Source organism: uncultured Flavobacterium sp. (assembly GCF_937967675.1).
Taxonomy (GTDB): Bacteria; Bacteroidota; Bacteroidia; order Flavobacteriales; family Flavobacteriaceae; genus Flavobacterium.
The window spans coordinates 1-6,839 of the sequence record NZ_CALBSN010000201.1 but is presented as its reverse complement, the minus strand read 5'-3'; the positions used below and the strand labels follow the sequence as shown (position 1 = coordinate 6,839).

The window sequence follows — 6,839 nt, the reverse complement described above, 5'->3', positions numbered from 1 at the left end:
AGTTTTTTACTATTTTTGTTAAAAAGATTGTGAGTTTTTTCACAGTCTGACGTTATGCAACATTTTAAAACGACATCGGTGAAAAGAACTATTTCAACTATATTATTTCTGCTTTTAACAACATTAATATATTCTCAAAATTCTAAAACGAAGATTGAGGAAAATAGATTCATTGAAAGAAGCGAAAATAAATTCGGTGTTACAGACAGTTTAAAAAATGTGATAATTCCATTTATATATGATTTTATTGAGTTTAAAAATCAAAGACTAATTATCCGAAAGAATAACTTAAATGGTCTTTTTTCTCTTGATAATAAAGAAATTCTTCCTATAGACTTTGAATTCATATTACCGCGAAAAAACGAAAGATTTATTCTTTGGACAAAAAAATCAATATTTGGATTATCTGATATTAATGGAAAAATTATAATACCAATAAAATATAAAAGAGTTTCCTCAATAGAAAATGATGATTTTTATATAACAGAAAACGGAAATAATCTAAACGGAGTTTATGATTTTAACGGAAAAAATATAATTCCAGAAGAATACAAGTTTTATACAGTTGACAAGAATATAATTTTTGCCACAAAAGATAATAAATCACAAATTATAGATATAAACAATTCGGAAAACAATATAATTTTAGATGAAAAAATTGAATTAATTGAAACTGTTAGACATTATGCAATGGGTGAAAATTTATTTCAAATTATAAAAAAGGAAAATAAATTTGGTCTCATAAACTCCAAAAATGAAACAATAATCCCAACCATCTATGATGACCTTAAATCGTCACAAAATTGGAGATATTTTATAATCACAAAAAACAACAAAATTGGGTTAATAAATGTTAATGGAACTGTAACTAAAGAACCTATTTATGACAGTATAGATTTGCGTAAAGAATATATCGTACTGAAAAGGAAAAACAAAAAAGACGAAATTTACTCTTACGAATACTGAAAAAACGTTACATAACATAGGTTTTGCAAGATTGCGGGTTTAGGGCTTAATTTAAAGTTGGTTTTGTATCTTTGAGTTCTGTCTTTAATCGAAAGTTTCGGCTTCTTTAGTCCGCAACCTCGCAAAGCCCGGGAACGTTACCAGCAAGCCTAAAAAAAATCCCACTAACAATGAAATCTGTTCTATTATTATACTTTTTTTCTCTAACTACATTTGCTCAACTCTACGAAAAAAAAGTTGGTGAATCTGCTGAAGACTTTGCTCAAAGATGCTCAGAAAACATTAATTGGGAATTGAAAACAACTGTTGAAACTGAGAGTTGGAATAACGCTAAAGAACCAATATTTGCTTTCTATCTCGACAAGGAAACCAACTTTTTATTGGGTTATGTATTCATAAAAATTTCAGGAAATTCATATAATCGTATTTTAATTGATAATGTTGGACCTGAAGGTGACGAGGCTACAATAAATGAGCTTTTTCTTTGGAATTTAGATAATGATTCAGAAGACGAACTTGTAATTCTTTACTCATGGAGCCAAAATAATCATGCGCCACCAATTTCAGGATATTTGTATCAAGTTCAATTATATCAAAACTTCTCAGTAGATAATTTGAAAGAGTTAAATAAGATTGATTCTGAAAAATATTTTCCTAATGAATTTAATGGAACTAATGATTCTGGAGAAGTCATTATAGCAAAGTATACAAATTCAAAAAAAATAATAAAACGACTTAAGCAAATTAAAGGTAAAAAGGCCAGCTGGTAACAGCGGTTTGCTTCAATGGCTATTTCCGGATTTTCCTACGGAAAATCCGCTGCTGAATGGAATGTTTTGTTATATTTGTAATGGCTTGGTGCTGGTTCAACGCCACTGAGAGCAAGCCGCAAAACGTTAGCTGTGATGCTATGACGACCGTTCAACAAAATGACAAAGACAAAAAATATATTTATCGGTGGACTAACAATAACGACCATAACAGTATTGACAATGGGAATTTTTAAACTATTCGGACAGGACAAACACAAAGACGACCCGTATTGGGAGTTTGACAAAACAGCTCATTACAGACCAAAACTTAATAAAGGTGAATTTTTTCGGCTGACAGGTTTTGACTTCGGTTGGTTTGTTCTTGAACCAATTTCAAACTTTATCAAAGACAGAGATGGAGAAATAACAAAAGGTAAATCTCTATCATACGGGCAAAAGGCTTTGTATTATTGGTGGTATGTTGACGCACAAGTAACAAATGGCGGATTTGTTCAGTTTTACTTCAATGATTATGGACATTATGTTCCGACAATCATTAAAAGTCTTGAACATATTGGCGATAAGAAAATGGCTGACTTAATTCAAAGAGCCGACAACATTTATCAGAAAAACAAAAAACTCATTGATAAAGCCCGAGAAAAGGATTTGTTTGATAGCGACCTATACGAAAGACTTGAAGAATTGTCAGAGTTAGACAGCGAGTATTATAAACTCAATGAAAAGACAATGACAAGACTTGAAAAGTACATCAGAAAAAACCCAAACGAATTTTGCCTTGACGAAGAAGGAAAAGAGTTTGATATGAAGTATAGCGGAGAGTGTAAAACTTACCATAAGAACAACCAAGTAAAGGAACTTTTCAACCTTGACAAAGGAGTAATAACTGGCACATTCAAAAGTTTTTACGAGAGTGGAAAACCTAAAGAAGTTATTCAGTATCTTAATGGTGAACAGACAGGAGAAAGAGAAGAATACTTTAAGAACGGAAACAAAAAATACACAGTTACAAAACTCACCGACAAAAGACAATTTGAACATTATTGGTATCACGAAAACGGAAACCCTAAAAAACTTGAACACAAACTAATTGATAAGGACGAAAGAATTGGAACATATAAAGAATGGTATGAAAACGGTCAATTAGCTGAAACAGGGACTTACATATCTAACTATGAACGTAATGGCGAATGGCTTGAATTTCACAAAGACGGAAAAAAGAAATTGGAAGCTGAATTTAAAAACGGAGATTTTTTAATTCATAATTGCTGGCTTGAAAGCGGAGAACAAACCCTTAAAAATGGAACTGGTGTTTATATTTATGATTATAGTGGTTGGGAAGGGCATATAGACCATAACGAACAAGAATACAAAAACTACAAACGGCACGGTAAGCAATACACATATACAAATGGAGTTCTTTCTCTTTACCAAGAAATGGAAGGCGGAAAGGAAAATGGAATAACTCGTAAATATTATAAGAATGGTAAATTAAAGGAAGAAAAGGTTTACAAGGACGGTAAAGAAATCTCTAAAAAAGAGTTTCCAATGTTTGAAAAGCCTTTTGTCGTAACCGAAATAGTTTGTGAAATGGAAAATGATTGGCTGACAAATCGTGACTTAAAAACCGCTGACAAATATCCAGTATCAACAAACTTCAAGCAGATTGCAACAAATTTTAAAGCACCTCTTTCATTGTTTGAAGGCTACCCACAAGACTATGATTTAAGTTACACTTATTTCGTGACTGTAGACGAAAACGGAAATGTCATAAAAAAAGAATTTTCAGTTGCTGACAATGGTCGAATTGCTCAAGAAGTTGAAGAAGCCATACAAAGTTTAAAATTTGTTCCAGCGACTAAAGACGACAAAAAAGTTCAGTCATATACATTTGTAAAATTCAAATTCAGACTGGATGAAAAGTAGAAGCACCACAGCTAACACGGGTTTTGCGTCAGGCGGGGTGACGTGCAAATTTGGAGCTTTGTACTTCTATTCAAGTGTAGTACTGGTTGACAGTTTTGTACTCCGAAACCCGCCCGAACGCAAAGCCCGAAAACGTTGTAAGTAATGCTAAAAAAAACCGGAGAATTCAATAACCTAACGAAATACAATGAATTATTTAGAATATAAAAAAGAATATCCCAAAACATTAAAAAAATATTTCGAATGGGTAATAGTTGAAAAAGAAACTAGTTTTAGCTTATTTTTTGAAAATTTAGGTTTTAAAGAAAGTATTTATTTAGGAGAATATCATCATATTTTTACAACAAACAATGTTAAGCACGTAAACACTTTAAAAAATTATAAGAATATATTTTCTGACGAAAATATATTCTCTAATGAAGAAAACGAAATCAGCATTGAAGCTAATGAAGGTATTGATAGTGTTTTGAAATGTATTGAAATCTTAATAAATCAGAACAGTTTATGAACTATGAATTAATAGCATTTGCAAAACATTACAAGAATATAGGCTTTAATGTTACTTGCATTTCAAATGTTTTAACAGAATACAATTTTTATGACAATGATATATTAAAAGCACCATATCATAAGTGGAAACATTATAAAAGCCAAAAGCAAACTAATGATGAATTTGAAAGTTTAAATTGGCAAAATGCGACTGGTATAGGTACTGTAGCTGGTTTTGAAAAACTACATGTTCTTGACATAGACGGTTGCGATGAATATGATTTCATCGAAGATTTACTAATTCTTTTAGATTTGCCAAGAAATTATGAATGGGCTGTTAAGTCTGGAAGTGGAAACGGATTTCACATATACTTTTATTCAGATTTATTAGAAGATTTAGAAGAAAATCAAGTAACATCAACATTTCCAGCAAATATTGAAAATATTTCTTTGTTTGACAAAATCGAAATCTTATGGAATACACATGTTGTTTTACCTAATTCATTACACAGTTCTGGACTAAAATATAGCTTTATTAATTGTATTTACCCATGTGAAAGACCAAAATTTATAAACATAAATAATTTTTCATACATTGAATATTTCTTTTTAAATCGAAGTAAATTGGTTAAAAAGAAAACATATTTTGGAGATTTGGAAGAAATTGAGAATATTATTCAACCAAGCGACATTGATAAAGTAGATTTAAGTAAATTAAACAAAAAATTATTCTTTGTTTTTGACATAGAAACAGATGGTTTAATTGTTGATAAAAGTTACCCTAATATCATTCAAATATCATGGATGATAATAGACTTTGATGGAGTTGTACACAAAAAAAATAATTTATTTATTAATTGTGAGTTTAATGAAAATTCAAGTGCTTTTAAAATCAATAAATTAAAGCCCGAATTAATAAGACAATTAGGAAAAGAACCAATTGAAGCATATCAGATAGTAATAAATGATTTAAAACATTGTAAAACATTAGTCGCACATAACATTGATTTTGATTATGATGTCTTATTCAATGAATTTAAAAAATATAACTTAAAAAATATCCCTCATGATAAAGGAAAATTTTGTACTATGAAATGGGGACAAAAAGAGTTGGCTAAAGAAGATGAAAATATTAAGTATCCTAAATTGACAGAACTTTATAAACATTTATTTAATCACGAAATCACTCAACTTCATAATGCAAATTCTGATGTAATAATATTATCTAAATGTTTTAAAGAAATTGTGTTTAGAGCAAATAAAAAATAAAATTATGAAAATAGCAATACTTGGTTGGGGTTCTTTAATTTGGAAACCAGATAATTTAGCATACAAAATTGAATCAAAATGGTCAACTGATGGCCCAATTTTACCTATAGAATTCGCCAGAGTATCTAATGATGGTCGATTAACTTTGGTAATAACTGATGAAGGGACAGAAGTTACCACTCTATTTGCAATATCTTCTTTTGATACTTTAGAACAATCAATATTAAATTTAGCTATTAGAGAAGGTTCAAGTATAGCTAATATAGGTTTTTATGAAAAAAATAATAAACAATTCTCTCCAAGTAATTTTAAATACCAAAAAAACATAGAAAATTGGATAGAACAAAATAGTAATATAGACGCTGTAATTTGGACAAATCTTTCTGAAAATTGGAAAATAAAAATAAAAGACAGATTACAATATTTATCATCATTAGATAATACCGTAAACAAAATAGCTGAAGAGTACATCCGTAAAACTCCCAAACAAATTAAAACAAAATTACGTGCCGAAATTGAAGAAAAATTGAATTGGAAACCATTAGAAATAATTTAACAAAATGGGAAATATAATAGCTGCAAAATGCAGAGTTTGCAATTTTGAAAATACTTTTAAATATGGAGGTAATAGATTTGATTATCAAACTAATTGCCCAGTTCCAGCAATTAACATAGATACGGGAGAATTTGAAAATGTTAATTATAAAATTGAAATAAATAATCCCAAATATAAATTCTATTCTGATAAAGAACTAAAGGGAAATAACGAAGGAAAAAATACCTTGGGAAACTTTAATTTGGAACTTAATACTTTAAACAATTATTGTCCGAAATGTAAAAATTTTGCCTTTGATTTTAGAATTAAGTTTTTTACAGACTAACAAGCACTGTGCACAACAGCAGTTTGGCAAAATGGCGGGTTCAGTGTTAAATTGAACATTCGGAATTCTAATAAACTTTAGTGCTAAATTGAAAGTAAGTACCTAAAATTCCGCCACTTCGCCAAGCTGCAAAACGTTAACAAATATATTATTCCGAACTTTGCATTAAAGGTTTTCTAATTCTTTTCTAACTGAATACCAATAACCTTTTCCAAATGGTATTGCTGGTAAATCTTTTCTCAATGATTTTATTACTTCTGAAACCAAATACAAAGATGCTTGTTTTGCATTTTCTTTTTGTATTTTAATGTTTTGTGAGTTACAATCACTACCATCGTGAGTTAATTTAAAAAAAGTTTCTAATATTTCTTTTGCTTTTTCTTTAGCTTTCATAATTTATAATTTTAATAATTAAATACATTTGTTAACAGCGGTTTTAATCAATTGCGGTTCGACACCCCGCAACTGAATTAAAGCCACGATACGTCAGGCTGTGAAAAAACTCTCATTTCTTCTAAAAACTCTTATTTCACAAAGC

General features: G+C 29.6%; 8 protein-coding genes. 7 read left to right on the top strand and 1 reads right to left on the bottom strand.

What is annotated here, in order from left to right; all coding sequences use genetic code 11:
- Nucleotides 1–78: 78 nt before the first annotated feature.
- The 7 genes from Q0075_RS13015 (at nt 79) to Q0075_RS12985 (ending at nt 6,301) form a co-directional block, all read left to right on the top strand.
- The gene (locus Q0075_RS13015; RefSeq protein WP_297869887.1) at nt 79–966 is read left to right on the top strand and encodes a WG repeat-containing protein; all 888 of its coding nucleotides are present in this window, start codon (nt 79–81) and stop codon (nt 964–966) included.
- A gap of 170 nt (nt 967–1,136) precedes the next feature.
- Nucleotides 1,137–1,736: a hypothetical protein gene (locus Q0075_RS13010; protein ID WP_297869886.1), complete on the top strand. Its 600-nt coding sequence runs from the start codon at nt 1,137–1,139 to the stop codon at nt 1,734–1,736.
- Between the two features lie 159 nt (nt 1,737–1,895).
- Complete coding sequence (locus Q0075_RS13005; RefSeq protein WP_297869885.1) at nt 1,896–3,662, top strand: DUF4375 domain-containing protein; 1,767 nt, start codon at nt 1,896–1,898, stop codon at nt 3,660–3,662.
- A gap of 187 nt (nt 3,663–3,849) precedes the next feature.
- The gene (locus Q0075_RS13000) at nt 3,850–4,170 is read left to right on the top strand and encodes a hypothetical protein (protein WP_297869884.1); all 321 of its coding nucleotides are present in this window, start codon (nt 3,850–3,852) and stop codon (nt 4,168–4,170) included.
- The gene (locus tag Q0075_RS12995; protein ID WP_297869883.1) at nt 4,167–5,420 is read left to right on the top strand and encodes an exonuclease domain-containing protein; all 1,254 of its coding nucleotides are present in this window, start codon (nt 4,167–4,169) and stop codon (nt 5,418–5,420) included. Before Q0075_RS13000 ends, Q0075_RS12995 begins: the two co-directional genes overlap by 4 nt.
- Nucleotides 5,421–5,424: 4 nt before the next feature.
- Complete coding sequence (locus Q0075_RS12990; protein WP_297869882.1) at nt 5,425–5,976, top strand: hypothetical protein; 552 nt, start codon at nt 5,425–5,427, stop codon at nt 5,974–5,976.
- A gap of 4 nt (nt 5,977–5,980) precedes the next feature.
- Nucleotides 5,981–6,301, top strand: coding sequence for a hypothetical protein (locus tag Q0075_RS12985; RefSeq protein ID WP_297869881.1), 321 nt, complete (start codon nt 5,981–5,983; stop codon nt 6,299–6,301).
- Between the two features lie 165 nt (nt 6,302–6,466).
- Here Q0075_RS12985 and Q0075_RS12980 read toward each other — a convergent pair whose 3' ends face one another.
- Nucleotides 6,467–6,694 carry a hypothetical protein gene (locus tag Q0075_RS12980; protein ID WP_297869880.1) on the bottom strand — a complete coding sequence of 76 codons (228 nt, stop codon included), beginning with the start codon at nt 6,692–6,694 and terminating at the stop codon, nt 6,467–6,469.
- Nucleotides 6,695–6,839 lie beyond the last annotated feature (145 nt).

Excerpts from the sequence above, each read along its gene's own strand:
- Q0075_RS13010 (WP_297869886.1), top strand. The coding sequence starts at position 1,137 with ATGAAATCTGTTCTATTATTATACTTTTTTTCTCTAACTACATTTGCT.
- Q0075_RS13000 (WP_297869884.1), top strand. The coding sequence starts at position 3,850 with ATGAATTATTTAGAATATAAAAAAGAATATCCCAAAACATTAAAAAAA.
- Q0075_RS12985 (WP_297869881.1), top strand. The coding sequence starts at position 5,981 with ATGGGAAATATAATAGCTGCAAAATGCAGAGTTTGCAATTTTGAAAAT.
- Q0075_RS13005 (WP_297869885.1), top strand. The coding sequence starts at position 1,896 with ATGACAAAGACAAAAAATATATTTATCGGTGGACTAACAATAACGACC.
- Q0075_RS12990 (WP_297869882.1), top strand. The coding sequence starts at position 5,425 with ATGAAAATAGCAATACTTGGTTGGGGTTCTTTAATTTGGAAACCAGAT.
- Q0075_RS12980 (WP_297869880.1), bottom strand. The coding sequence starts at position 6,694 with ATGAAAGCTAAAGAAAAAGCAAAAGAAATATTAGAAACTTTTTTTAAA.
- Q0075_RS12995 (WP_297869883.1), top strand. The coding sequence starts at position 4,167 with ATGAACTATGAATTAATAGCATTTGCAAAACATTACAAGAATATAGGC.